The organism is [Clostridium] symbiosum (assembly GCA_036419695.1).
Classification (GTDB): Bacteria; Bacillota; Clostridia; order Lachnospirales; family Lachnospiraceae; genus Otoolea; species Otoolea symbiosa_A.
On sequence record CP143946.1, the window covers coordinates 3003164 to 3028747 of the forward strand.

Consider the following 25584-nt stretch of genomic DNA (forward strand, 5'->3'; position numbering starts at 1 on the left):
GCAGGTTTCGTTATTTGGCAAGACTTTCATTTCTCCTGCACCGGCGGAGAAACGGAGTCGTCTCAATTAATCTTAGGCTTTATTAGTAAAGGTGAAAAGCTCATTGAATGAACTTTTCACCTTTATTTTTAATTCCTGCTAAATTGAGAGTTCTCTTCTTAAAACCGGCATATTGGAGTGAATATAAGATAGGGCAAATTTCTCTGATAAAATCCATTCCTCCGACAGCGTTCCTGGAAGTATTACCGGCATACGGTTATGCACATCTGCAATTGAGTTATTTGCAACGGCCGTCAGAATCGTGAATCTGTTTTCTCCTCTAAATTCATTATAAATTCCCGCCATATATAAGATATTATTTTCCGGTAAATTAAACTTGTACTTTTTCTTTTCACCATTTTGAGTCCACTCAAAAAATCCGGTACTGGGCACCGCACATCTGCGGTTGTGTAAGCTTGTTCTGAACATCGGGCGCTCTTCTGCCGTTTCAGATCTGGCGTTTATAATAACACCTTTTGAAGATCCAAAACGCGGGAACCCCCATGTGCTCAATTCGGGTTTAATCTCTCCATCCATTGCATAAAGGATTGGAACCGTATTGGTCGGATAAATCTCGCCTGTTTTCATTTCGTTTCCCGGATACTTTTGGTCTAACGCCCTTATAATTTTGATAATTTCCTGATTTTCCTCATCCGTATATAAACTATATCTGCCGCACATCGTATATTCCTCCTATCTATTACTTCCTGAGGCGCAGGGGGGGGAGTCTTATCATCTATTATTGGAAACAAATGATAATATATACGGATGGAATAATTGTTTTTATTCTGCAAAGATAGGATATGTGCTTTTCATTCAATACTATTTTTGTTTTCTTCCTGCTTTATTATTTTCCATTCATTTACATACTTTTCTCTTGCATTAATGTAATCTATATTATATTTTTTAATAATGTAGAGACAAGTCACCAGGCAAATGAATGCGAAAATCAATTTCAAGATAGTTTCTACATTGTGAAGGCCACCATAACATAGTTTCCATCCACAGATTACTGGTCCACAAAAGCTGAGAAAAACGTATGGATCAATATCTGCCTTAATATCTTTAAACTTTTCATGATAATTTTTAAGTCTTGTTTCCCACCCCGGCTTGTCCTCTTCGTAAAATACAAGTAAATAACAGCCTAATTTCAGCATTCCCACACATTCCCTCATGTTCAAAAGATAAATTGGAATTATTACAACGATTGGTACTAAAAATATCAGGGGTTCTTCCTGTGTAAAGGCAAATGCGAATATCGCCGCTGCTACAGTATAAAGCAGGCTTATGTATCCTTTTTGATAATTAGAAGAACTTATAACTTCATTTCTGAGCGCTATATATTCATTCGTATTTTCCATATCCGCCTCCTGAAACCGTTTCTTTTATTATAGCTCCAATTGGACGATTTAAAAAGACGGCTTATGGGATATTTTTCTTGTTAACTGTGATTCTATTCTGCTTTTTCAGGCTGTTTTATTAAAAATAGTATGGCTGTTTTGTCACATATGAAATATCATCATGGCATGTTTTTAGCGCAAGCAAATAAATACCAATTATTTCCAGTAAAATTCTGGTAACTACATGATATCCTTTAATTACAGGGAAACAAAACATTTTAAACCAAACTATACAGAAACAGTCTATCTGTTATCCTGCCTCTCTGAAATTGCTATAACCAGCTAACAGAACACTTAATTCTACTCCCTTATTTCCCAGGCTCTATACTCTCCCGGCCGCCTGTGCTTGAATTTTAGGCTGGAAGCCCGTAACCATAGCGCAAATCAAAGGGGGCATTATATGAAAAATAAGGAAGCGAAAAAAATTGCAAGGAATATTCTCGGTTACTCTGTTACACAAGCCTGGAATGATTTGGACAATTGTTATTACAAGCGCCTGATTCCGGCAGACCGCGAACTTATAAAGCTCTATATTCATCGATACGGGTACATAATCGGACTACTGCTACGCCGCCGGTATCGGCCAAATTAACACTCCTTAATTAATGAGCCTGGAAAAAGGGTTAAGAACCATAGCCTCTTATACGTTTAACCATATGAGAGGCTATTTTTTAACCACCGCCTTCTCAGCTTCAATTTCCGTCTTCTGAATCGGAAAAGACAAACCTGGACAGACTATTCCGTATTAAAGAAGAAGGAGAACTTTTCCATGACAATTCAATGCTATATTAACTTTCAAGGCAACTGCCGTCAGGCCGTAGACTTTTACAGCAGAGTATTTGATACTCCCGCTCAAATAATGACTTATGGAGAAATGCCCCATAGCCCTGAATTTCCAGTTTCTGATGAACTGAAAAATCAAGTGCTTCATGCATCGATTACTCTGGACGGCAATGAGCTGATGTTCTCTGATGTTCCGCCTGAAATGCCCTTTTGCCCTGGCAATAACATTACCCTCACCCTAAACGGAGAGGATCCGGATACACTCACTCAATGGTTTCAAAAACTCAGTGAAAACGGCAAAGTCGAAATGCCTTTGGAAGCTACTTTCTGGAGTGAATTATATGGAAGTGTCGTCGACCAGTTTGGCGTGGGCTGGCAAATTAACTTGAAGAGGAAGTAAGGGTGGAATACGGTGGAATTATGATGGAGGTATAAGTTAGTTAAATGACTGCCATTAAAAGGACAACTGCCGCTTTTCTATGCCGAAATATTTCAATTCTTATATTTTACACGGGAGACATTATAATCGCTTAGCTTCATATCCCGTTTCCATATCTTCTTCAAAAGATTCGCCTCCTATCACAGGTGTCGATATGTCCCCCTCACTCCTTCTTGATAAATCCTGCTTTATCATTTATAATTGTGATATGGAGACATAGCTCAGCTGGGAGAGCATCTGCTTGACGTGTAGAGGGTCGCAGGTTCGAGTCCTGCTGTCTCCATTTTTTGTTGTCCGAACCCTTTTTGACACCTTACCCTTCTTGTCAAAACATACCGCAAGATCTATAATTTCTTTGTCACCAGTTCTGGGAAGAATGCGGTTCAGCCCGTATCGGAGGTGTCCGGTCTCACGTCAATTATCCCGGGAACACGCTCCGGCTGGTGACTTTACGCCCAACTCCCCGGTGGGATACCTGCCCGCAGCCCTATTCCACCTTTAACCAGGACAGACTTATGAACAACATTAACCTCTATCCCTTGAATACGTTATTGTTTCCATTGCTTTCCCATCCGCATAATTCTCTATGCTTTGGAGCTCTAATTCTTGAAATTTCCATATTATTTAAACTATCTTTATGCTGCTCTTCTTCTTGATAAAAATTTTTCCATATTCTATGCCTTAGAAAACCTATAGAATTTACCCATTCTCAATCGTTTGTTTAAATATATTAAAAGCGCCTGCCCATTGACGGTTGCCTCTTAATGAATGCTTCTATTCTTTCTTGATAAATATTTCGATTCATTCCATTGTCTTTTATAAATCCTCCGTCTCTTTGACTCCCCGAATCTCATTTTGCAATCTAACGCCCCAACAATAATTATCGCCAGTATTGATAGCGTATTCTGTATATTCAAACTTAAATTCTGTCCGCTTATGTACCAGTACATTAAAAACGTCATAACTGCTATGATCGTAAATGAAAAATATTGTACCTCTGCTAAAACAGAGGCAAGAGACGTTCTCGGCGTTAACTTATATTTTTTACTCGCCATAGTTTCCCAGCTCAGTTCTAAGTGTTCCTTTTCTATAAAGACAATAATGTATTCTGAAATTCTCAACGTCATCTCATGGTAATACAATATCCTGCAACGGGTTAATATCAAAATCACATAAGCAGTCAAATAGAAATCGGGCTTCGTGTTATAGTATGCAAGAAGATAAATTGCACTTACTGTGGTAAAAGCAAACATATACAGCTGGTTCATGGCATCAATATTGTTCAATAATTCTTGTCGTAATGTATTGTATTCGGCCAAAATCAAATCATTCCCGCTTTTGCATTCTTGCATCCTATCAGTCCTCCTACATTTTCCATCATACATCAAAAAAAGCCGAACCTCCTTGCTACTACAAGGAATTTCGACTTCTTTCCATACAGCTCCCGGCCGGATTCGAACCGGCGACCTACGCATTACGAATGCGTCGCTCTACCGACTGAGCCACGGAAGCGTTTAAAAAATGCCCTGGATTAGCTCCAAAGCAAATTCTAAAATGACCTGTCCGGGAATCGAACCCGGGTTTACGCCGTGAGAGGGCGTCGTCTTGACCGCTTGACCAACAGGCCATATTTCAGGTGTAATCGAGGCGACGTGATTCGAACACGCGACCTCTGCGTCCCGAACGCAGCGCTCTACCAAACTGAGCCACGCCTCGATACCTTTGGTAGTATAATATAAATATCAGGAAATGTCAACCATTTCTGAAGAAAAATATTATAAATTTTTTCACTCAATTAGTACAATTCTCCGGAACTCCTGAAAAGCCTTGAAGTTGCAAGGTTTTCCAAGCTTTTGCAGAAATTCCTGAAAATTGTTAAACATAGGTTAAAACCATTGTATTACTTCCCCCTTACATCTCGACTGCAGAATATCCTAAATCATCCAGGATCTCCACCGCCTTCTTTTCACAATGCCCGCACCCTTCAATTGTCACAGTTTTGGAATTTAAATCTATCTGATGCTCAATTTCAGCAGCCGTCAGCGCCTTATCAATTCTGGATACGCAGCCTTCACACATAATTTCTTCACATTTAAATTTCTTCATATTTTTTCTCCTATAAACTTACTTCATACTTTAGTCAAAAGTCTCATCACTTCATCAGCTTCTGAATCGTTTTACAAAGCTCCTCCACCGTCTCCTCGCCGTTTCCGGCTTCGATCTCGTCTAAAACGCATGTTTTAATATGATTGGACAGCAGGACCCTGGAAAAGCTGTTTAAAGCCGCCTGGATGGCTGATACCTGGTTCAGGATGTCAACACAGTAGCGTTCGTCCTCCACCATGGCTTTAATGCCGCGTACCTGTCCCTCTATTCTGTTCAGCCGTTTCAATAAGTCTTTTTCTTCCGTTAGATTCCTGTGTTTATGTCTCTCCTCGTTATCGCAGCAGCTCATAGCGAATCCCCCTTTTATAGTCGGTCTCTATTTTTGAATACCCTATTATTTTATTGCAAATTTCTCTTTTCCCGGTTCAATTTTCTTTATCGGAATTTACCGCCGTCACTCTTCCCTGGTTCCTGCCCTCTCACTCAACCTGAAACAAGCGATACCTTAATTAAGCTTCAACCCCTTCAGCCGCAGAGCATTGCCCACAACGCAAACAGAACTTAACGACATTGCGAAACCGCCCAGCATCGGGCTTAAAAGCGGGCCTCCGAACAGGTAAAGCAGTCCTGCTGCCACCGGGATTCCCAATGTGTTGTAAAAGAATGCCCAGAAAAGGTTCTGCTTGATGTTGCGTATCGTAGCCCGGCTCAGTTTCACCGCTCTGTACACATCCATTAAATCGGATTTCATCAGCACGATGTCTCCCGACTCCAATGCGATATCACTGCCTGAACCAATCGCCGTTCCAACATCTGCCTGTACCAGCGCAGGAGCATCATTGACGCCGTCTCCTACCATCATAACGGTTTTTCCCCGACTTTGCAAGTCTGCAACGGTACCGGCTTTATCACCGGGCAGCACTTCCGCAATGACGTTGTCTATATGGGCTTCATGTGCGATATATTCAGCGGTTTTTTTATTATCTCCCGTGAGCATATAAATTTCCAGGCCAAGGTTTTTCAGCCTGTCGATGGCATGGATGCTGCTCTCTTTAATTGTATCCGCCACACAGATAATACCGGCCATCTTTCCGTCTGCCAGGACGAACATCGGGGTTTTTCCCTGCTCTGCATAAAAACCGGCCTTTTCCATTTGTTCGGAAATACCGGATGAAACAGCGTTTCCCGTTTCGCCGGACGCCGCAAGAGCTTCCAGCATCCTGACGTTGCCGATTCTGATTTCACGGCCTTTAAGCATCGCCTTGATTCCGGAGCCTGTAATACTGTCAAACTCTTCCGGCCTGGCAAGGGCGATACCTTTTTCTTTCGCATCCGCCACAATTGCCTCTCCCAAGGGGTGTTCCGACATCTGCTCGCAGCTTGCCGCAATACGCAGCAGTTCTTCCGCATTCCAGCCTTTTTCCGGGATAATATCAGTCACTTTGGGTTTTCCTTCCGTGATGGTGCCGGTCTTATCCAGGACTACCGTGTCCACTTTATGGCCAATCTCAAGCGCTTCTCCGCTCTTGATCAGAATTCCGTGGCTGGCGCCCACACCGGTTCCCACCATAATCGCGGTTGGAGTTGCAAGACCCAGCGCACAGGGGCAGGCAATGACGAGCACGGCCACAAAAATAGTTAATACAAAGGAGGCGTCCATTCCTCCCACAAACAGCCATAAGAGGGCTGCTACAATGGCAATTCCCATAACCGCCGGGACAAACACACCCGCTACCCGGTCCGCCAGTTTCGAAATGGGAGCTTTTCTTCCCTGGGCGTCCTCCATCATCTTTACAATCCTTGCCAGAGTGGTATCGCCGCCCACATGGGTTACCTGTGCTTCCATTGCACCGTTATAGTTCATGCTTCCGCCAATCAGGTTATCGCCTTCACCCTTTTCCACCGGGATACTCTCACCGGTCAGCATGGACTCATCCACGCTGCTGTTTCCTTTTACAATAATACAGTCCAGGGGGATCCGGCTGCCCGGCTTAATCAGAATGTGGTCTCCCGTCTGAACGGACGAGGTTTCCACCTCACGCTCCTCCCCGTTCTCGTACACTATCGCCGTATCCGGCGCAAGCTCCATCAGTTTTCTGATGGCTTCGGAGGTCTTTCCCTTACTTCTTCCCTCCATATACTTGCCCAGCATAACCAGTGTCACAACGACTGCAGCCGATTCATAATAGAGGGAATGGACTGCCATAGGGTCATTAATTGCCAGGAATGTCATGACAAGGCTATAGAGAAACGCGCTTCCCGTTCCGATAGCCACCAGCGAATCCATGTTTGGATTGCCTTTAAAAAGTGCCCGCAGTCCCACCAGATAAAACTTCTTTCCACAAACCAGAACCGGAATGGTCAGAATCATCTGAGCCAGAGCAAAATTGAGCGGATGGGTATGCATATCAATGATGTCGGGCACCGGAAGCGGGAACGGCACCATGTGGCCCATTGAAATATAGAGAAGCGGGAGTGCAAAAATGATCGCTACAATCAGTCTTTTCCTGCTGGCATGAAGCGCTTCCTCCTGCCTGATAAATGTCTCTTCCTCCTCAGCCATGCGATCCGATTCAGCCGGCACCAGCATTGCCTTAAATCCGGCCTTATCTACCTTTTCGGCAATCACTTCCGGGTTTACCAAAGCTTCGTCATAGGTGATCGTCATCTTCGATGTTGTCAGGTTGACGTTGCTCTCCTGCACCCCTTCCAGACGCCGTGTAACACGTTCTACCGCGCTGCTGCAGGCCGCACAGGTCATTCCGTCTATGTTGTATATTTCTGTTTTCATATTTTTCATCCTTTCTCCATGTACATATACCCCGTATAGGTATATTTATATTAAAACACTTTTTCCTTTGTGTCAAGTAAAATTATTCTTTTGCTTGAGCGGTGTATTGTCTGTTTTGAGTCTGTTTTGATGTGATATGGCTTTTATATATTGTTCGTGGTATTTTAATATGCTCATAATCAAAGGACGGGAGATTCCGCGCTATACCGCGATTTATAACATTTTCGTATCCTTCCGCTTCTGAACCGTAATGATAAATTATGATACCGCTTATAAAAGGTGGTACCCGAACGGTTTTTCACCCGATTCTGTCTTAATTAATCTTCTATTGGCTGTGTTTGCCTGTATTTATCTGTAATTCAATTATTAGTCAGCTTCTCCATACTATATCAAAAATATACCCGCTTGTTCCTAAAAGCTTGTTCCTGAAAACAAGCTTGGACCATCCTGACATCCCGCATAAACACAAAAAAAACTGCGGCAGGAAGAACCAGTCACAGTTCCGCCTATACCGCAGTCGTTAAAATCCATTATTCGATTATCCGAAAAGAACTCCCAAAACGCCATAAGACAGGATAGACATAATCACTGTCGCTATGACAATTCCGATTAAAATTGCGGCAAATGCCGTCTTGAAACGCACCCTCAGAAGCGCCGCGATCAGAGAGCCCGTCCAGGCTCCTGTACCAGGGAGGGGTATCCCGACAAAGAGAACCAGGCCCCAGAAACCAAATTTCTCTATCTGATCTTTTTTGCTCATTGCTTTATTTTCAAGCCATAACGCAATTGGTCGGAACATCTTCACCAGCTTCATCCACTCCAGAATCTTTCTGATCAGCAGCAGTATAAAAGGAATCGGCAGAATATTGCCGATAATGCAAATCGGTATTGCCCGTAAAATTGGCACATTCAAAAGCGCTGGCGACGCCGCTAAAAGGCCTCCCCTGAGTTCCAGGATCGGAACCATAGAGATAATAAATATAACTGCTTCTTTGGAAATAAATTCCGAAAGATTCGCGGTAAACCATTGTACTAATGCGTCCATTCTGTCTCCTATTCCTCGTTTTCGCTGTCTTCCTCTGCGAAGATGGACTCATCAGGCTCTCCATGGACCGTAAACTCTACTTCCGGCCCTTCGCTGTCCTCTTCCTCTGCACCGGCCGTTTTCTCTTCCATCGGAGCGCCGCATTTGCTGCAGTACAGGGCATCTTTCTCAACTTTGGCTCCGCATTCCGCACAGACCCTGGTTCCTTCCAGTTCCGCAATCTCATCTTCCAGAACTGCTATTTTAATAATTCCCGCCTGGATAATCTTGAATTCGTCGGCATACTCATCTTCCAGTGAAGCTTCATGTCTGTCATAGTATGCCTTACCAAGGCTGATATATGCTTTATTTACTTTTTCCTTTTCCGATGACAATTTTGATTTAAGCTGGATCACGCCGGTGATATCCTTCACCTTATTGGCCGCTTCCTTGCTTTTATCACTGATTACCTTACCAAGTTCATCTAAAAACGCCATTCATTTTCCTCCTCTACAGGATATTTTTCCTCACTTATTTTATCCTGTAAAGGAGAGAAAGTCAATCAAAAGTAAAGAGTGTCCCAGGGCCCACGTCCTTAATACCCCTTAGAAACGTCGTTTTTCATGTTTTCTTCTGTTAATTTAAACGTTTCTTTTACGAATGAAGGGACTTTATCGTAGTCAAAATTAAGACTGTATTTCCGGTATTCCGGTTCGTTCTGGGAGTCATTATTATACCGGTCCACCGTATAGACTTCTTCCGCCTCTATGGAGGCGTCGAATCCATCCTCTGTCTGGCTCTCTTTCACCGACACATAAGCGGTAAGTCTCACGCCCGAATAAAGTTCATTTAAATAGTTTGTGCAGTTAAGCTCACCCGGTACGGAGCTGTTAAGAATCTCACGGATTTTTTCTTTGTCGGTCACTGTGGCCACTCTGCTTCCGCGTTCTTTCACATAAACGACATCCTCTGAGACATCCGCCTCCGCCCTGGCAAGATCCGCCTCTGTTATATAGCTCTCCATCACAATTTTATCCACGTTGTCGGCCGTAAGGAATTCTCCGGCATCAATCCCGCAGTTCTTCAGCAGGCTGATTGTCTCTGTAAAGGACGGGTAAATCGGGTAATAAAATTTCCTGTTGAATTCACTGTAGTCATTCCCCTTGGCTTTCAGCGTATTGATGATATCCTGCATTTTAACGGTTTTAAACTGGATTGCTGCGATCGGGCTTTCTTTTCTTCTTGTTTCCGACGTCAGTGCCTTCAGTTCTTTCTGGTATGTTTCCAGAAGCTGGGCCTTCATTTCCTCATTTTTCAGGTTCACATGGCTGAAATCGCTGTACTCCTGATAGTTAATTCCCGCGATATCGGATGCTTCATAAGTAAGAACCGGATAAACCGTCTCCTTATATTCATTGCTGTCATAGACTCTGTCCAAAGTATCTCTTACTGCGGACAAATTCATATAATAGCTGCGCAGAACCGTCTTTCCACCTTTCAGATGATAAGCGACAATCACCTCGTCGATCATGTTGCCGTCTTCCGACGACCAGTATGAATATCGGCTCTGTGACCTGTTTCCACGGTTCTTCCGCTTCGCCTCCGCTGCGTCGTTTACACCGCTTCGCCCTATCTCGGCTGCGGCCGCCACATCGGTCAGCCTCATCTTATTAAGCAGTTCCGATGGGGATACGTAGTTCCATTTCACATACTGATAGCTTCCCCCCGCATTTTCTCCCATCTCCGGCTCCACCATGTAATCAGAGAGGAAATCCGCATCCATTCTCCGGCAGTAAATACCGGCCGACTCCATCTTCGCCTCCGATGGGACATAGGAATCATAGCCGGACAAATCAAACCGGAAGAATGCGAGAATCGCTGTGGCGCAGACCGCACAAAGTGCAAACTGTCTTTTATGGGCAAAAAGCCTTCTGAAATCAAAATTATAAATAATTTCAATCGTACAGTAGCTGATAACAAGGCCACAGATAAGCCCGAAGACACTCCATCCATCGCTCCCCATCATTTCCTTAAAAAGCAGGCTTCCAAGCAGCCCTATCGGAACTACAAGGAGGAGTTTGATAACCGGCTGGCTCTTCTTGAATGCCATGGCGCGTCCCGCCGCCTCGGACGGCCTCTTTTTATAAAGGAAAACACAGAGTGCGGTAATCAGGGCCGCCGCTGCTAAGGCCCCTAAAGCCATCCCAGCCGTCTTTTCCGGCATTGAGGCCGCGCTGATGTACCAGGCCACTGGTGAAGAACGCTGCGCTAATTTTACAAATGTATCCGTATTCTCATAGAACGTTATGTAATAGCTGCTGTAATAGCCTGTAAGCAGCAGGGTGCTTCCCGGTCCCCAGAAGAAGAATACTGCGGTTCCCAGAATACTTACAATCGTGTTGCCGGTCATCATAACCGCAGCAACCACTACCGAATAGATTAAAAGGTAAAATGACATCTGGATGCAATAAGCCTTTATCACATCGAACCACGGGAATACCTGCCCCGCTTTTACCTGAATCATAATGCTTGATATGAGCAGGAAAATAAAATACGGTACTGCAGTATAAAGAAAACCATTTAAATATACAATGGCAAACAGTTTCTCACGTTTTACCGGCACGCTGTGAAAGAAATCTGTTTTCTTTCTGGAGTGCAGGTAGGAAAATCCCGATATGCCGCAGACAACGGCAAACACAAGGATCAGGAATACCATCATCCCATTATTGACGGACGTCCATCCCAGGAATCTCTCCTGGAGCTGCTGTTTGATTATATCCACGCCCTGTGCTTCCCTCTCCCACACCATATCGATGCGTTCCTGTGAGAGATAGCTGCTGATCAGCAGAGCTGTCTGGACCGGAAAGGCAAAAAAGAGGATGAGCGATATCAGCGCAACCGTCCAAAGGCGCTGTTTCGTATTTTCTTTCATCAGATTAAAAAATAAGTTTTTTGATGTCATAACCAGCCACCTCCGTTTCACTGATAAATATTTCTTCCAGGGAGAGAGGAATCATTTCGAAAAATACAGGATGGAATGTCTGCATGACCGCCTCAATCTCTTCCTTCTTCCCTCTCACCGTCAGAGTCAGGAGACTTCCTCTGCGCTCTGTCCTGATGATGTCAACTCCGTTCAACTCCTCCGGTTCCGTCCCCGGCAGCAAGACACACTGAACCTTGTGGATATTCAGCTTCATATCGTCCAAATCCTTGGACAGCAGAATTCCTCCTTTATGGAGCAGACCTACATGATCACAGATATCCTCCAGCTCCCTCAGGTTATGGGAGGCAATGATTGGAGTCAGGTTGCGCTCCTCCATATCGTTGGCAAAGAGGCTTTTTACCGTCTGGCGCATCACCGGATCCAGACCGTCGAAGGTCTCATCGCAAAAGATGTAATCAGTGTTGGCGCAGATTCCCAATAGTACGGAAAGCTGCTTTTTCATGCCCTTGGAAAAGGTATTTACCTTCCGTTTCGCGCTCAAATCGAAGTTCTGCAGGAGGCCGTAAAACCGCTTCTCATCGAAATTCTTGTATACGTTTCTGTAAAACTTCATCATCTCTTCGGGCGTTGCGTTGTTTAAAAAATACTGGTCATCTGAAATATAGAAAAACCTTGACTTTACTCTGTCATTCTCAAAAATATCTTCTCCGTCGATCGTAACTCTGCCCTCATCCGGTTTCAGAATTCCGGCTGCCATTCTGAGGAATGTACTTTTTCCGGCTCCGTTGGTGCCGATCAGCCCGAACACACTTCCATCCCTGATTTCTGCATCAATATGATCAACGGCCGTGATATCGTCAAATCGTTTTGTCAGGTTGATTGCTTCAATCATCCGTTTCTCCTCCTTTTTCCTCCCTTAGGGCCGTTACAGCCTCTTTCACGGCCAGTGTACGGCCGTCCGGCCCTGCCGTTTCCGCCGATTTTTCTGCGGCCGATGCCGCCGCAAATACGCGCGGTTTCCGGTCATTATTGCCATAAAGCTGAATCACCTGCTCCTGAAACTGCAGCATCGTGATCTCCGCCCCCTTTGCTTCCTCCACCAGTTTTCCGAGCCTTATAAAAATTTCTCTCTTCTTTTGCTCACGGATCTGATGGTTTTCAGCCACAAAACTGCCTCTGCCCTTTACCGAATAAATATATCCCTGGCGCTCGAGTTCCGCATAAGCTCTCTGGATTGTATTCGGATTGATGGACAGCTCCGTCGCAAGGCTCCGGACGGACGGAAGCTGGCTGTTCTGCTCCAGGATCCCGCGCACCATCAGCTCAGACATTTTTTCGACAACCTGCTCATAGATGGGACGCCGATCTTTATAGTCAATCAGAATCATACGCTCCTCCTTTCCTGTGTCATTTGAATTAAGTGTATTAATTCTTTTAATACACTCAGTATACAAAAGGAGCCGCTCACTGTCAAGCGGCCGCTCCTTACTTTTTTCTTAACATGATAAAGCTATGTATCGGAGGCATTTGCAAAACTTTAATTAGTTTGCTGTAGATTCCTCAACCAGAGCTGCATCGTCGTTAGCTGCTTCGCCGTCTGCTGCCTCTGTATCCTCTGCTTCTGCTACAGTCTCAGCTGCATCAGCTGCTTCTGTGTTCTCTTCCATTGTCTCATCAACAGCTTCTGTTGTCTCGTCTGCTGCTTCTGTTTCAGGAGCTTCTGTTGTTTCAGCCTCTGTTACGGCTGCTGCTGTTGTGCTGCTTGCTCCGCTTCCGCCACATGCTGTCAGAACTGAAGCTGCTAACATTGCACTCATCATCATTACTGCTGCTGGTTTTACAAAATTTTTTTTCATAATAAACATCTCCTCTTTTTTTGAATCAATTACCTTAATTCGTGGTACGCCAGTAATGATAAAGAGAAATTGTGTCAAAATTGTGACCATTTTATTAATGAATCATAAAATTATCTCCTTATTTTTTATAAAAAAGAAAGAATTCGTAAGAATATTTTCTTAACACACTGAGTCTATCAGTGTTTCCGCCTTCCAAATTCTTAATTATTTTATTGAAATTCTGTCATGTACGGACGGTATCTCAGAGCCAGATGACCTCTCTGACAGACATAATTCTCTCTTTCTTTGATTGCAATGCTGTCAAAAAAGATTTTCCAAAGTGTTTCATACTCTTTCTGATCGGTTTTTTCCGAGAGCTCCCCCAGTCTTTTTGCAGAATCTCCTGCCAGAATATACCAGCCGGTATCCGGTGCATAGATTACCGCCCTCTCCCTGTGCTCGTCATAGATTATAAACCGTTCCGGCCTCAGCCGATCGGAAAAATGCAGGGCCAGCATCGGAAGGACATCGTTCTTAGGCCCGATCTTTGAAAACATAACCCGGTTCCTAAGCTCTGAAAACCGCAGGAACTGCTTCATATTGTGCGCTTCGTTCAGTAAATTGCGGTTCATTCTGAAAATCTCATGGACAGCCGGTATCTGGAGGTTATCGGTAATCTGCCTGCCGATATGAAAACCGTAAATCAGAAAACGGTAAATTCGATCCGCCTTCTCCTCCTCAAAGCTTAAAGATGCGTTATAAACCCAGCTGTAAGCTTCCCTGGATATCTTACTTACAATGGAATTTATCACCTTGACGATCTTTTCCCCACTCACTTCCACATCGCGGTATTCCGCAAACAGTTCCATATTATAGGCGCCATAAAGCTGCAGCTTGACGTTGTCATGTCCCAGACGGCTCATCCAGGCGTCGTAAACACCGCATAGGATGGAATCAAAATCATCCCTGCACAAAAATATAACCATGTCACATCTCCCCTGTCATGACGGAGCGGGCTTCCTCGGCAGGCGGCTTTACCTCCATATGAAAGTCGTCGAAGAGCGACATCTGCCGGTACAGTCCCCTTTGTTCCAGTTCCCAGTGGCGTCTCTTCTCTTCTCCTATTATCTGGCCGGCTATGGCGTCCTCCGACAGTTTTACCGGATACATCATTTTACCGGAACAGGTAATAAAATATACCGCTCTTTTAAGTACAACCCCCATTTTTTTCAAATCCTCGAATCTCAGTACCGCCTGCTTTCTTGCGGCCACGATGCGCATAGCCGACTTCGTTCCAATCCCGGGCACCCGGAGCAGAGAGGCATACGGCGCCCGGTTCACCTCCACCGGAAAATTCCCCAGATTTCTCAGCGCCCAGTCGCACTTGGGATCCAGAAAAACATTAAAGTTGGGCTTTGATTCCGACAAAAGCTCCGAAGCGTGGAAACCGTAGTACCGAAGCAGCCAGTCTGCCTGATAAAGCCTGTGTTCCCTTAAAAGGGGAGGGCCTCCAGGCAGGGATGGAAGCATGCTGTCGTGATTGACCGGCACGAAAGCCGAATAGAATACTCTCTTTAGACCAAAATTCTGATAGAGAGCCTCGGTCACAGCCATCAGCTGAAAGTCGCTCTCCGGCGTCGCCCCCACAATCATCTGCGTGCTCTGCCCGGCAGGCACAAAGTACGGCTTCTTATTGGATACGCGTCCCACGCCGTAATTGCCATAGACAGACTTTCCCGGGATCACCCGCGGCCGTTCGGGCTCCGCGCTGTTCCCGGGCGGAGAAACCGGCGGAGGGGACGGTATGGTACCGGACGCGGATACTCCTCCACCGGTCATAACGGCAGTCTGCTTCGCTCTGTCCGATTGAGCGGCCGGAAGGGCCTGGGAGAGCGCTGACTTCTCTCCTTCTTCGGATGGCAAAGCCCGGGTCCCGTCCGTAAGGAATCCCGGGGGGAGTATGATTCCCTTCTTTTCCAGAAGTCCCTCCCGGGCCATCTGCTGTACAATCCCCCTCTGGATCTGACGCATCGGTTTCAGGATCTTATCCCTTGTCTTACCGGGCGCCAGCTTTCTCAGGCCGTCCGCCGTGGGCAGCTCCAGATTCACACTCATCCTGTCTGCCAGAAAACCGGTCATCTCTATCAAAGCCGGATCGGCTCCCGGTATCGCTTTCACATGAATATAACCGTTAAACTGATGTTCATTGCGCAGCAGATACAGAGTCCGGTATATCTGCTCCATCGTGTGGTCGGGAGTATCCAGAATCCCAGAGCTGAGAAACAGCCCCTCTATATAATTCCTCCGATAGAATTCCATCGTCAGCCTGCATACTTCCTCCGGCGTGAACGCTGTACGGATCGTATCGTTGGTTCTTCTGTTCACACAATAGCGGCAGTCATAGATACACTGATTCGTAAACAGAATTTTTAAAAGAGAAATGCATCTTCCGTCTGCCGCAAAGCTGTGACAGAGTCCCGCCTCACTTGCACTTCCGATGCAGCCGTCCTTTCCCTTCCTCTCAACGCCGCTGGAAGTACAGGCCACATCGTATTTGGCGGCGTCTGTTAAAATTTTGAGTTTTTCTTCAATCGATAGATTCTCCTGTATCAGCATATTGCTTCTCCATTCCCACGAGTCTGTTACAAAATAGAATAAAATCGGACACATAGCGAATTATATCCTGCTTCTGAAATAAGTTCTGCTTCTTTGTATGTTCAGCTATTCACGCTGTTTTTCACACCAATTTTCATGTTCCTTATCTGAAATGCATAACCAGAACAAATGTTCTATCTTGATTCTATCATAAGATACCATCTTTTTCAAGAGTTTTTTTCGAACATTTGTTCTATTCCAGATTTTCCCTTTTAATCCAGAATAACGGTTTTATAGTACAGAATAACGGTTTCATAAGTCGTATCCAAATCAGGGAATTAGCTCTTATCTTTATCAGTTTTACATTCTCCTGCGCAATTTTAAAATATAAAAAGAAACAGGACGCCCCCGTTTATCTTATTTCTTCTTATTAATAATACCGCGTCACGCGGACGGACTTCGCCTGAGTGTTCTTCGTATTTTAACATGGCTGTCCTAACGTAAATTTATCTTTAACGTAAAAAACCGGAAGAAGGTATTTCCTTCTTCCGGTCCGACTGTATACAAACTATATTTTCCCTGTATCAGGAATTTGAGGGGATAACCCTCTTTCTAATCTTCCTTAATTTAATTTTGTGAATTACCGCTGACGGCCTCCGCCGCCTCAGCGGATTTCACCGCTTTCCGGTCCTTCGTGCCGCGGTCAATCATCCTGAGGATGAAATCCACAGTTCCGTCTATACCATAGCTGGCGCTGTTGATGCAGAGATCGTAATTATTTGCATTTCCCCACCTGCGGCTGGTGTAAAAGTTATAGTAATGAGCATGCTGACGGTCGATGCGCTTCAGGAAACGTCTCGCCTTCTTCTCACTCATCCCGTTGTGTATCTCCATCGTATGGTGCACACGCTGTTCAAACGGCGCGGTAATGTAGATACTGATATGAGGAATGCCGTTGTTGGTCATAATTGCATCGCCACAACGTCCCATAATAATGAAATCTTCCTTTTTTGCCATATCACAAAGCAGATCACTCTGGTTAAAAAATACGGCATCCCGTTTGGAAAGGCCATGGTACCGGCTGAATTCCCTCATATGCTGGCGGATCGTCAGCCGTTTTGCCTCTTCAAACGCGCTGGCCAGGTTTTGTTTGGCATCCGGATCGTCGGAATAGCCGATGGAATCACGTACCGAATCCCTCTCCGCCTCCAGCCTCTTAAGCACGGCCTCAAATATCTCAGCATCATAGTAATTAATCTTTAATTTGTCGGCCAGTTTAAAACCGACATCAATTCCACCGCATCCATAAGTCCAGCTGATGCAGATAATCAGGTGATCCTCGTTTGAGAAACGGTTCTGAAGATTAAAGGTGTTCAGTTTCGCCATCTCCGGATCAATAATATCCCCGCTGACAAAACTGGTGGGCAGGCTCATCACCTCCTGAAGAATCAGGTTGTACTCGGTCATTACGAGCTTCCGCTCCGCCTTATCCTTGATGGTGCGGGCCATATTGGCAATCAGTGCCAGTTCGCTCCGCATCAGGTGCCCCTGAGGACGGGTCAGCATCGTATTCACCAGCTCATCTACACACCGTTCCCGGTCTCTGTTAAATACGCGGCCCAGGGAGGAACCTAGCTGTGCATAAACTTCTGCATCCAGATCATAAATCCGTTCTGCCAGTTCACGGATTCGTTCTTCACGGATTTTTTCTTCGTTGTTTAACATCTTGTCCCCTCCTCCCTATAAAAAGAACAGTAACATATCCAGCACAAAGACCGGAACCAGGATTGCCAGTGACCAGAGAAGATAGCCGAAGAAAGACGGCATGCGCACACCGTTCTCGTCCGCTATTGACTTAACCATAAAGTTGGGGGCGTTTCCGATATATGTATTGGCTCCCATAAATACTGCGCCGGCTGAGATAGCCATCAGCATCTGTATCGGCACCGTTCCTAGCGTGGTAGCCATCCCCTCCTTGAATCCGAGCGCCCCTGCCGTGGTCAGGAAAACCAGGTAAGTCGGCGTGTTGTCCAGGAAACTGGATAACATTCCCGTGGACCAGAACATCTGGAACGGCTCTGTGATTCCCAGCTTTCCTCCATTGGCCTTCAAAAGCATAAGAGCCGGCTGCATGGTAATGAAAATACCGATAAACAGTACCGCAACCTCACGGATTGCACTCCAGGTAAAATGGTTCTCTCTTCTGATTTCCACATTAGTCGTCTTGAAAGAGAGAAACGCCGCAATAAGAATGATTACAATCTCAATTAAAGCCGGATACCCAAGCTGCACTTCTCCAAAAATATGGATTCCGCGTACATTTCCCGCTGCATCCTGGAATGCAGAGTGTCCCGGCAGCGTTCCGCTTAAAATAACGGCCCCCACTATCATGACCAGGAAAATGAGATTGTGGATTCCCCTGATTTTAACCTCCGTACCCGGCTTGCTGATATCCGGTTTGAGGCCCAGTGCAATATCTTTTCGGTAGGCGCGCCTGTCGATCCAGTAAAACAGGAAGAGAAGGACCGCCATATTGACGAGAAGAAGCGGCAACAGCTTCAGGCTCCAGAAGAAAGGAATTCCTCTCATAAATCCCATCAACAGAGGCGGATCCCCGATAGGAGTAAGACAGCCGCCAATATTGGAAACCAGGAAAATAAAAAACACAATAATATGGCGTTTTCTTTTTCTCCATGAATTCATCTTAATGACCGGACGGACCATCAGCATGCTGGCGCCGGTCGTGCCAATCCAGCTAGAAAGCAAGGTTCCAAGCGCCAAAAGCCCTACATTGATTCTCGGAGAACCTGCCAGATCCCCGGACATCGTAATGTTACCCGAAACACAGAACAGTCCGAACAGCAGGATAATAAATGTCAGATAATCATTCACAATGCATTCCAGCACCGTCTCAAACGCCGTGCCTGCACTGAAAGTAAGAGCAAACGGAATAATAAAGAGCAGCGACCAGAAAATCACCGCATGGGGCTGGTGTCCCTCCCACCACTCTGCTTTAATTAACGGCAGAACCGCAATGCATAGAAGAAGTCCCGCAAAAGGAATACACAGCCAGATTGGAACTGACACACTCTCACCACCGGCCGTCTGCTCCGCAGCCAAGGCTGTAACCGGATTGCAAACAAGCATCAGGCCCAGGCTTCCTAAAAAAGCTAATAACTTTTTCACAACAAAAAACCTCCCTATCCTTTTCTGGACATTTGATAGTCCAGCCAACAATTATAGCAAGTTTAAGGACTAATTACAACAGCAAATTGACTAAATAATAGTAACAACCGTGTCAAAATATGTATATTTATAGCAAATTAATACAGGCAAACCGAATCACCACCGGCTTGCCTGTATGTTACAACCTGAAATCTTTCAGTTGCTGCGTTTATAATTGAAGTACTCGTGTATAGTACTTGTATTGCTGTACTTGTATTACTGTACTTATATTACTATGTTTATATTATAAGCCCCATACTGCGGTACTTAAATTCTGCATTTCAGATACTCGCCTTAGCTTCTATAGCCGTCCGGATTTGAAGACTGCCATCTCCAGGAATCCTCGCACATTTCTTCGATGCCGCGCTCCGCCTCCCAGCCGAGCTCTGCTTTTGCTTTGGACGCATCGGCGTAGCATGTTGCAATATCACCTGCACGTCTTGGCTTGATCTCATATTTGATCTCTTTGCCGCTTGCCTTTGCATAAGCTTTTACCACATCGAGTACGCTGTAGCCGTTGCCTGTACCCAGGTTATAGATGGTAACACCCGCTTTCTCTTCTATCTTTTTCAGTGCCTTTACATGTCCCACAGCCAGGTCTACCACATGGATGTAGTCACGGACTCCCGTACCGTCATGGGTCGGATAGTCGTCGCCGAAAACGCCGAGGCATTCAAGCTTGCCTACCGCCACCTGCGCAATATACGGAATCAGATTATTGGGGATTCCCTTCGGGTCTTCGCCAATCAGGCCGCTCTTGTGTGCGCCAATCGGGTTAAAGTAGCGGAGAAGAACCACATTCCACTCCGGATCCGCCACATGGAGGTCGGTCAGAATCTGCTCCAGCATACTCTTTGTCTGTCCGTATGGGTTCGTAATCTTGCCCTTCGGGCATTCCTCCGTAATCGGCACAAATGCCGGATCGCCGTAGACAGTCGCCGATGAGCTGAAAATAATATTCTTAACACAGTGATTCCTCATCACATCGCAGAGAAGCAGAGTTCCGGTAATGTTATTATGATAATATTCCAAAGGCTTTGCAACAGATTCTCCCACTGCCTTAAGCCCGGCAAAATGGATAACGGAATCAATCTTTTCTTTCTCAAAAACTGCGTCAATAGCAGGCTTATCCAATAAATCGGCCTTGTAAAATGTCACCTGCCTGCCTGTGATTTTTTCCACACGCCTTAAGGACTCCTCGCTGGAATTAATGAGATTATCCACTACCACAACCTCATATCCCGCGTTCAGAAGCTCCACGCACGTATGGCTTCCTATGTATCCTGCACCGCCTGTAACTAAAATTGCCATAATAAACATCCTCCTTCTAATCAAAACTGCATGTTCAGCCTTAATTATAAACGCAGGACATTTATAATACAATCAGAAATATTGCGATAAATTATCGAATTTATGCTATTTTCTCAGCTTGGCTGCCGGATCGGCATCCGGCCTTCTGCATGGTTAGCAGAAACCGGTATGCTGACAGAGAATACTGCCCCGTCTCCGACACTGTTTTTCCAGGCAGCCATACACCCGGGATAAACCCGTTCCCGGCTCATCCGTTTTTCTCAAACTCCAGCCTTAGTTTTTCCAGGGCCTTCTTCTCAATCCGGCTGACATAAGAACGTGAGATTCCCATCTTCCCTGCTATTTCCCGCTGGGTGCGTTCCTGTTCCCCAAAAAGCCCGTACCGCATGCTCAGTACTTCCTGCTCCGTATTTTTAAGGCATTTCTTGTAAGCCTCATAAAGCTCTGAGACATCCTGCTCCAATATGATTGTCTCCAGGGCGGCCTTATCCTCCGCCTCGATCACATCGATCAGGTTAACGGTCTCTCCGTCCTTATCAACACCAATCGGGTCATATAAGGAGACATCTTTGGAATGCTTTTTACCGGCGCGAAACAGCATCAGAATCTCGTTTTCCACACATTTCGCTGCATAGGTAGCCAGGCGGGAACCGCGGTCCATCTTGAACGTATTTACGGCTTTGATCAGTCCGATTGTCCCAACCGACAGAAGATCTTCCATTTCATAATCGGTATACTGGTACTTTTTTATGACATGGGCCACCAGCCTTAAGTTGCGTTCAATCAGGACGGCCTTGGCTTCTTCGTCTCCCTCTTTGCAGCGTTTTAGATACTCACGTTCTTCACTGGCCGTCAATGGTTTTGGAAATGTTTTCAAAGAAAGCCACCTCAAAGCTACGTTAATCTATCTTATGCGCTTTGAGAGCCTTAAGTGCTTTTACAACTTTTTACAGGCTGGTACTATTTTATAAACTGCTGTTTTATGCTTATCCGCCGCTCTACGGCATCCTCTTTAACTGCTCCATCTGTTTTTCCAATGTTGCCCGGTTCTCGGCTTCCGATCTGGTAGGATCCGTGCTGTCATATAAGGGACAGGGCAGTTCACTGCATTTTCCGCAGTGATGAAATTGTTTTGTGTATGTACAGCAATCATAAATTTCACAGCTATTCCCACCAGTAAAGGTAAGCCAGAATGGTTTTCCCTGGATTTCACGGCAGCCGCCGCAGCCGTCTTCCGTTCCGTAATACCCGCACTCCGGACAGACTACACCGCACGGGCTGACCGGATCTTTTATCCTCTTGACCGAAAAGACAAGATGCGGCATTACGACACCTCTATAATGTTTGATAATCGTTTCCCTGTACTCCATACCATTTCTTCTCGCAACCTTTTGGGACGGGATATTGTTATCTCTGATAATCGAAAAGACTTCCTCCGCGCCCAATTCCCTGAAAGCGTAATCGCGGCATGCAGCGGCGGCTTCCAATGCGTAGCCCTGATGCCAGTACGCCCTTTCAAAAAGATATCCCACTTCGAGTACGCGCCTATCGCCGCAATCCTGCATTGTAAGACCGCACTGCCCAATGATACGGCCATTTTCCTTCAAAAGCACGGCCCACAGACCGAAACCGTCATTTTCATATCGTCCTATCTGTCTGTCCAGCCATTCCTGCACTTCCCCGTCGCTGAAAGCGCCTTCATATGCGTACATGGCCTCTTCATCCTGCAGTATCCTGCACAGCGCATCAAAATCCCCCTGATTCATCTTGCGCAGAACCAGCCGGTCGGTCTCTAATATCATATTCATGTCTCCTTATTCTGTCTACTTTTTGTACAGTGTGAAACGGATTGCTGTTTCGCCCGGTTCCTAAGGAAGTTTTCAGTACATTCCGGACCCGGCATCATGTACAAGCCTCTCACCCCTGTATCGTTTCCAGCGCCTCTTTAATATCCCGGGCAACAAGCGGACTCATGCTTTCTTTATAAATTCCCGGGTTCGCTTTTCTAAGGGCTTCGCAGATATCTTCCCGCAGCTCCGGTTTCCATTTAGCTATGGACGGCAGGGCTTTGATGCATTGTCTGGATGTAATGGGCTTTTCGTCCTCAATATGCTTAAGGTAGCGGTCAATCAGCCCGTCTATCTTATTTTCCGTATCCCACCTGGCGTTGGCCGCTATCAAAAGCAGGCCTCTTGTCCTGATGTAGGAGTTATCATGATCCATCATTTCTGCGAAAAAGTCTAAAAATGGATAGACATTGTCCGTATCCGCAGATTCTTTTTCCAGTGTCTTAAAACTCTGGTAGGCTCTTGTCTCATCTTTCGTTTTCAGCGCCTCCACAAATTCTGCAACTTGACCAAAATCCACTCTATACACTCCCTTTCTTCTTTCGTTTTCTATTCTCGATTCGCTGGCAGCAGGTCGGATACTTCCCCTCCGCCTCATGGGTGGCCCGGCACTCAATACAGTTTCCATGGCGGACACATTTTCTCTTGCATGGACAGGCCGGATTGATTGTTCCCGGTGAATTTGAGATGACGGCCTCACCGGATTGGGGGGAATTGGGGATGTTGATTGCTTCTGTTTCATTGGGGATGTGATCTTGGCTTTTTTTCATAGTTTTGGCTCCTTCAGGGCTGAATCATTATATTTTGCACATGCTGGTATTTGATAGGAAATGGGTTTTCTTTTTAGCATTTGCATTTATGATTTGTTTATGCCTGAAATGGTGGAACGTTTTGATGGGGACAAAGGATTGTGATTAATTTTGAATGTACCTCTATGAGGCGATGACAGTGATAGCGTAAATGATTTTGGATGAGAATCCGTTTTAAGTCCCGCAGGCTGTGGCTGCAAAAAAGTCTAAACAATATTCACCCTATCTTAATAAATCCTTATCACCCTCACCCACTCTTCACACCCATCTCCCATTAATAATACAATTCTCCCCTCCAACCTAACAATAACTTCACCAATCCCCGGTGCGAATCCTCTTGTAATTTCATGTCAGCTTCCAATTCGCACCGGCATTTATAAATATACAAATCCTCTATTTCCTCATAAAAAACGACTTATTATCTTTCGCTCTCATCGTAGCCAATATTCCATCCAGATGGTCATATTCATGCTGGATTAATTCCGACAAGTCTCCCTCCAGCTCCATTCTGCACTCTTCCCACCGGATATTCCTGTAATGGACCGTACATCTCTTATAGCGCTCCACCATCACATACAGGCCGGGAAACGACATACAGTCGTCCATTACATCCATTTTGCTGTCATCCGGAAATTCGAGGATCGGATTGATGAACAGAACCGGTTCTCCCGTATTCATGTAAATCACTCTTTTTGCCACCCCAATCTGAGGGGCCGCAATCGCTCTTCCTGCGTGGTATACCCGGCGAAACTCCATCATCGTGTCGTGTAAATCCTGCTGTAAGCCGTCAAGCTCCGAAAGCTCCTCCATCTGAACCTGTGTGCTTACCGAATATAGATCAGGATCCCCCAATAAACGTATTTCTCTGATCATTTTTATTCTTCTGCCTCCTTATCCTATCCCCTCTATCATCCGTAGCATTGCTGCGGCTTCTCAAACAGCCGATCGCCGCTTGTTTTCCTAACACTTTCCCACCTCACTTCTTATCGTTCCCGCCATTTATTCAGACGATCCCAGATGTCATGTCCCAGAGCCACATTTATGGAAAGAAACAGAAATCCTGCATAGATCAGCAATGCGGCAATTGTCTTTTTGGTTTTCATTATTCTCCTCCTTTGGGCCTGCAATATTTTCATAAGCAATCTACTGATAATTATATCATATTATATGTTATTCAGTGCACTTAATTAACCGTTATACACACAGAGATAAACAGGCTTGTCAACGATGGCGCAGCATTCTGCGGGTTTGGGAATTCCAATCAAACTGAGCTAAGGCCAACGTTTTTTCACCTATTTCACAATTTGTCCCCGGAACATAAGATTCGGCATGTTCAGCGTTATAAACATCTTTACTCGTAAAACGACTCAATAGCCATTGCAAAAAAATCCGATGCCCCGGCGCCATATGTTTCATCGGTTTTATTCCGCACAAGTTCATTTCTGTATGATTCTGCAACAGATAACATAAGTTGTTTTTCATCTTTTATCTGATAGAGCATCTTCATAACAAACCCATATTCAGCTATTACCTCTTTGAATTCAAAAGAATCCATCGGAAGTTCCTTTCTTTCAAGCAACTTTCTTAAAATCAAATCGATTCGTTTGTTAAAACTTTCTGCTACCTCTTCGCTTATTGGATTATTTGTAAAAGATAAAAATGCCTCTTTACTACCATACCATTCAACTACTTTTGCGTATCGTTCCTGCATTTCTTTTGAGGATACAATGTCTAAATAATGTTGCTTCCATTCCTCTGCACTTCCAAATTCTTTAATTGAAAGTTCTTTTATGTTTTCGGGCATATGTTCAAACATAACATGAAACATTTCTTCCATTTCCTTCTTACTAAAAACTGAAAAATCCATTTTATTTTCTCCTTCCAGAGTATCATCAATGCTGGCAATCAGGCGCTCTATACGTTCTTTGTTTGCTGCGAGCATTTTTCTCTGCATCTGCAAAATCTTGTTTCTGTCAAAAGTAGGAGAAGCTATGATAGATTTAATTTCTTTTAAAGGAATATCAAATTCACGAAAAAACAGTATCTGTTGTAATGTTTCCAAAGCTTTATCGTCATAAAGCCGATATCCGGCCTCACTTTTTGCTGTGGGCTTCAATAACCCAATTTCGTCATAGTAGTGAAGCGTGCGCGCACTGATATTTGTGATTTCTGCAATTTCCTTTACTGTCATCATATTCTTTTGACCTCCTGTCTTTGATAACTCAACTATAATCTATGACGTTCCGTGAAGGTCAATCGTTTTCAATTCAATAAATTCAAGTTTATAAAAGATGTCTTTGCCGCTTATCGCCCCGGAACAAGGCTACCCACTCCATTCCGTTCCATGTAAATGCCGCAATGGGATTTCAATTTTCAAATGAACCAACGAAAAGCACGCTTCGCAAACTTTTCATTGCCACCCAATAAAACCGAAAG

At 45.0% G+C, this 25584-nt stretch carries 24 protein-coding genes, 4 tRNA genes and 2 pseudogenes; 3 read left to right on the forward strand and 27 right to left on the reverse strand.

Annotated features, from left to right (window positions below; all coding sequences use genetic code 11):
- Positions 1-138: 138 nt before the first annotated feature.
- Positions 139-720, reverse strand: a complete 582-nt coding sequence (locus tag V3C10_13755) for an SOS response-associated peptidase (protein ID WVP60379.1) — start codon at positions 718-720, stop codon at positions 139-141.
- 131 nt (positions 721-851) lie between these two features.
- Positions 852-1400, reverse strand: coding sequence for a hypothetical protein (locus tag V3C10_13760; protein ID WVP60380.1), 549 nt, complete (start codon positions 1398-1400; stop codon positions 852-854).
- 439 nt (positions 1401-1839) lie between these two features.
- Here V3C10_13760 and V3C10_13765 point away from each other — a divergent pair, with 439 nt between their 5' ends.
- The 3 genes from V3C10_13765 to V3C10_13775 all read left to right on the forward strand — a co-directional run bounded on the left by V3C10_13765 (position 1840) and on the right by V3C10_13775 (position 2944).
- On the forward strand, positions 1840-2031 hold the full coding sequence (locus tag V3C10_13765; protein ID WVP60381.1) for a hypothetical protein: 192 nt from the start codon (positions 1840-1842) through the stop codon (positions 2029-2031).
- Between the two features lie 177 nt (positions 2032-2208).
- Complete coding sequence (locus V3C10_13770) at positions 2209-2622, forward strand: VOC family protein (protein WVP60382.1); 414 nt, start codon at positions 2209-2211, stop codon at positions 2620-2622.
- A 249-nt stretch (positions 2623-2871) separates the two neighbouring features.
- Positions 2872-2944, forward strand: a tRNA-Val gene (locus V3C10_13775).
- A gap of 478 nt (positions 2945-3422) precedes the next feature.
- Here V3C10_13775 and V3C10_13780 read toward each other — a convergent pair.
- The 25 genes and pseudogenes from V3C10_13780 to V3C10_13900 form a co-directional block, all read right to left on the reverse strand.
- Positions 3423-4049 carry a hypothetical protein gene (locus tag V3C10_13780; GenBank protein ID WVP60383.1) on the reverse strand — a complete coding sequence of 209 codons (627 nt, stop codon included), beginning with the start codon at positions 4047-4049 and terminating at the stop codon, positions 3423-3425.
- Between the two features lie 51 nt (positions 4050-4100).
- A tRNA-Thr gene (locus V3C10_13785) sits at positions 4101-4173 on the reverse strand.
- A gap of 43 nt (positions 4174-4216) precedes the next feature.
- Positions 4217-4288: transfer RNA gene (locus V3C10_13790), tRNA-Glu, on the reverse strand.
- Positions 4289-4303: 15 nt separating this feature from the next.
- Positions 4304-4377 (reverse strand) — tRNA-Pro (locus V3C10_13795).
- A 195-nt stretch (positions 4378-4572) separates the two neighbouring features.
- On the reverse strand, positions 4573-4767 hold the full coding sequence (locus V3C10_13800) for a metal-binding protein (GenBank protein ID WVP60384.1): 195 nt from the start codon (positions 4765-4767) through the stop codon (positions 4573-4575).
- Between the two features lie 46 nt (positions 4768-4813).
- The gene (locus tag V3C10_13805) at positions 4814-5116 is read right to left on the reverse strand and encodes a metal-sensing transcriptional repressor (protein ID WVP60385.1); all 303 of its coding nucleotides are present in this window, start codon (positions 5114-5116) and stop codon (positions 4814-4816) included.
- A 156-nt stretch (positions 5117-5272) separates the two neighbouring features.
- On the reverse strand, positions 5273-7558 hold the full coding sequence (locus tag V3C10_13810; GenBank protein ID WVP60386.1) for a heavy metal translocating P-type ATPase: 2286 nt from the start codon (positions 7556-7558) through the stop codon (positions 5273-5275).
- Between the two features lie 538 nt (positions 7559-8096).
- Positions 8097-8603: a small multi-drug export protein gene (locus V3C10_13815; GenBank protein ID WVP60387.1), complete on the reverse strand. Its 507-nt coding sequence runs from the start codon at positions 8601-8603 to the stop codon at positions 8097-8099.
- An 8-nt stretch (positions 8604-8611) separates the two neighbouring features.
- Positions 8612-9079 (reverse strand): zinc ribbon domain-containing protein, encoded by a 468-nt coding sequence (locus V3C10_13820; GenBank protein WVP60388.1) that lies wholly within the window; start codon positions 9077-9079, stop codon positions 8612-8614.
- A gap of 98 nt (positions 9080-9177) precedes the next feature.
- Entirely contained in the window at positions 9178-11544 is a 2367-nt protein-coding gene (locus tag V3C10_13825) for a DUF6449 domain-containing protein (GenBank protein WVP60389.1), read from the reverse strand.
- A complete protein-coding gene (locus V3C10_13830) occupies positions 11519-12418 on the reverse strand; it encodes an ABC transporter ATP-binding protein (GenBank protein WVP60390.1) in 900 nt (299 codons plus the stop codon). Before V3C10_13830 ends, V3C10_13825 begins: the two co-directional genes overlap by 26 nt.
- Before the next feature lie 166 nt (positions 12419-12584).
- Positions 12585-12914, reverse strand: a pseudogene (locus tag V3C10_13835) (GntR family transcriptional regulator).
- Between the two features lie 153 nt (positions 12915-13067).
- Positions 13068-13382 (reverse strand): hypothetical protein, encoded by a 315-nt coding sequence (locus V3C10_13840; GenBank protein WVP60391.1) that lies wholly within the window; start codon positions 13380-13382, stop codon positions 13068-13070.
- A gap of 209 nt (positions 13383-13591) precedes the next feature.
- A complete protein-coding gene (locus V3C10_13845) occupies positions 13592-14347 on the reverse strand; it encodes a TIGR03915 family putative DNA repair protein (protein ID WVP60392.1) in 756 nt (251 codons plus the stop codon).
- A 1-nt stretch (position 14348) separates the two neighbouring features.
- Positions 14349-15977, reverse strand: a complete 1629-nt coding sequence (locus V3C10_13850; protein WVP60393.1) for a putative DNA modification/repair radical SAM protein — start codon at positions 15975-15977, stop codon at positions 14349-14351.
- 606 nt (positions 15978-16583) lie between these two features.
- Complete coding sequence (locus tag V3C10_13855; GenBank protein WVP60394.1) at positions 16584-17681, reverse strand: cytidylate kinase-like family protein; 1098 nt, start codon at positions 17679-17681, stop codon at positions 16584-16586.
- A gap of 15 nt (positions 17682-17696) precedes the next feature.
- Complete coding sequence (locus tag V3C10_13860) at positions 17697-19142, reverse strand: sodium:proton antiporter (protein ID WVP60395.1); 1446 nt, start codon at positions 19140-19142, stop codon at positions 17697-17699.
- A 333-nt stretch (positions 19143-19475) separates the two neighbouring features.
- Positions 19476-20492 carry a UDP-glucose 4-epimerase GalE gene (galE, locus tag V3C10_13865; protein WVP60396.1) on the reverse strand — a complete coding sequence of 339 codons (1017 nt, stop codon included), beginning with the start codon at positions 20490-20492 and terminating at the stop codon, positions 19476-19478.
- 247 nt (positions 20493-20739) lie between these two features.
- Entirely contained in the window at positions 20740-21369 is a 630-nt protein-coding gene (gene sigK, locus V3C10_13870; protein ID WVP60397.1) for an RNA polymerase sporulation sigma factor SigK, read from the reverse strand.
- Between the two features lie 121 nt (positions 21370-21490).
- Positions 21491-21817, reverse strand: coding sequence for a DUF3795 domain-containing protein (locus V3C10_13875; GenBank protein WVP64632.1), 327 nt, complete (start codon positions 21815-21817; stop codon positions 21491-21493).
- Positions 21791-22294 (reverse strand): annotated as a pseudogene (locus V3C10_13880) (GNAT family N-acetyltransferase). Before V3C10_13880 ends, V3C10_13875 begins: the two are co-directional and overlap by 27 nt.
- A gap of 115 nt (positions 22295-22409) precedes the next feature.
- On the reverse strand, positions 22410-22859 hold the full coding sequence (locus V3C10_13885) for a SufBD protein (protein WVP60398.1): 450 nt from the start codon (positions 22857-22859) through the stop codon (positions 22410-22412).
- Position 22860: 1 nt separating this feature from the next.
- A complete protein-coding gene (locus V3C10_13890; protein WVP60399.1) occupies positions 22861-23109 on the reverse strand; it encodes a hypothetical protein in 249 nt (82 codons plus the stop codon).
- Between the two features lie 432 nt (positions 23110-23541).
- Positions 23542-24021 carry a peptide deformylase gene (locus tag V3C10_13895; protein ID WVP60400.1) on the reverse strand — a complete coding sequence of 160 codons (480 nt, stop codon included), beginning with the start codon at positions 24019-24021 and terminating at the stop codon, positions 23542-23544.
- A 478-nt stretch (positions 24022-24499) separates the two neighbouring features.
- Positions 24500-25342, reverse strand: a complete 843-nt coding sequence (locus V3C10_13900) for a MerR family transcriptional regulator (GenBank protein WVP60401.1) — start codon at positions 25340-25342, stop codon at positions 24500-24502.
- Positions 25343-25584 lie beyond the last annotated feature (242 nt).

Bases quoted from the DNA above. Each gene is read 5' to 3' on its own strand.
- V3C10_13755 (WVP60379.1), bottom strand. From the start codon at position 720: ATGTGCGGCAGATATAGTTTATATACGGATGAGGAAAATCAGGAAATT.
- V3C10_13890 (WVP60399.1), bottom strand. From the start codon at position 23,109: ATGAAAAAAAGCCAAGATCACATCCCCAATGAAACAGAAGCAATCAAC.
- V3C10_13850 (WVP60393.1), bottom strand. From the start codon at position 15,977: ATGCTGATACAGGAGAATCTATCGATTGAAGAAAAACTCAAAATTTTA.
- V3C10_13895 (WVP60400.1), bottom strand. From the start codon at position 24,021: ATGATCAGAGAAATACGTTTATTGGGGGATCCTGATCTATATTCGGTA.
- V3C10_13760 (WVP60380.1), bottom strand. From the start codon at position 1,400: ATGGAAAATACGAATGAATATATAGCGCTCAGAAATGAAGTTATAAGT.
- V3C10_13845 (WVP60392.1), bottom strand. From the start codon at position 14,347: ATGGTTATATTTTTGTGCAGGGATGATTTTGATTCCATCCTATGCGGT.
- V3C10_13770 (WVP60382.1), top strand. From the start codon at position 2,209: ATGACAATTCAATGCTATATTAACTTTCAAGGCAACTGCCGTCAGGCC.
- V3C10_13900 (WVP60401.1), bottom strand. From the start codon at position 25,342: ATGATGACAGTAAAGGAAATTGCAGAAATCACAAATATCAGTGCGCGC.
- V3C10_13875 (WVP64632.1), bottom strand. From the start codon at position 21,817: ATGCCGCATCTTGTCTTTTCGGTCAAGAGGATAAAAGATCCGGTCAGC.
- V3C10_13765 (WVP60381.1), top strand. From the start codon at position 1,840: ATGAAAAATAAGGAAGCGAAAAAAATTGCAAGGAATATTCTCGGTTAC.
- V3C10_13830 (WVP60390.1), bottom strand. From the start codon at position 12,418: ATGATTGAAGCAATCAACCTGACAAAACGATTTGACGATATCACGGCC.
- V3C10_13825 (WVP60389.1), bottom strand. From the start codon at position 11,544: ATGACATCAAAAAACTTATTTTTTAATCTGATGAAAGAAAATACGAAA.
- V3C10_13820 (WVP60388.1), bottom strand. From the start codon at position 9,079: ATGGCGTTTTTAGATGAACTTGGTAAGGTAATCAGTGATAAAAGCAAG.
- V3C10_13840 (WVP60391.1), bottom strand. From the start codon at position 13,382: ATGAAAAAAAATTTTGTAAAACCAGCAGCAGTAATGATGATGAGTGCA.
- V3C10_13815 (WVP60387.1), bottom strand. From the start codon at position 8,603: ATGGACGCATTAGTACAATGGTTTACCGCGAATCTTTCGGAATTTATT.
- V3C10_13805 (WVP60385.1), bottom strand. From the start codon at position 5,116: ATGAGCTGCTGCGATAACGAGGAGAGACATAAACACAGGAATCTAACG.
- V3C10_13800 (WVP60384.1), bottom strand. From the start codon at position 4,767: ATGAAGAAATTTAAATGTGAAGAAATTATGTGTGAAGGCTGCGTATCC.
- V3C10_13810 (WVP60386.1), bottom strand. From the start codon at position 7,558: ATGAAAACAGAAATATACAACATAGACGGAATGACCTGTGCGGCCTGC.
- galE (WVP60396.1), bottom strand. From the start codon at position 20,492: ATGGCAATTTTAGTTACAGGCGGTGCAGGATACATAGGAAGCCATACG.
- V3C10_13855 (WVP60394.1), bottom strand. From the start codon at position 17,681: ATGTTAAACAACGAAGAAAAAATCCGTGAAGAACGAATCCGTGAACTG.